The 291-nt window shown below is 51.9% G+C and carries 1 tRNA gene and 1 rRNA gene; both read left to right on the top strand.

From position 1 onward, the window contains the following. Positions 1-65 (top strand): 16S ribosomal RNA (locus SLS51_RS23585); the annotation flags it as partial. 68 nt (positions 66-133) lie between these two features. Next, positions 134-210, top strand: a tRNA-Ile gene (locus tag SLS51_RS23580). Positions 211-291: the final 81 nt, after the last annotated feature.

The raw sequence follows: 291 nt of genomic DNA, 5'->3' as shown, positions 1-291 counted from the left end.
TCATGACTGGGGTGAAGTCGTAACAAGGTAACCGTAGGGGAACCTGCGGTTGGATCACCTCCTTACCTGAGAAAGGTTGAGTGCAGTGCTCACACAGATTGTCTGATGAAAGAAGAGAATACGTTATCGTAATAGGCTTGTAGCTCAGGTGGTTAGAGCGCACCCCTGATAAGGGTGAGGTCGGTGGTTCAAGTCCACTCAGGCCTACCAACTCTACTTATCCTTGGGTCTTCCAGACGCTGCGTGACTCATGTGCTGGCGCACACTGCGTTACTCGCGTTGAAATCCCCG

This window comes from Photorhabdus africana (genome assembly GCF_035181445.1).
Lineage (GTDB): Bacteria > Pseudomonadota > Gammaproteobacteria > Enterobacterales > Enterobacteriaceae > Photorhabdus > Photorhabdus laumondii.
This window is presented reverse-complemented; position numbering and strand designations above follow the sequence as displayed.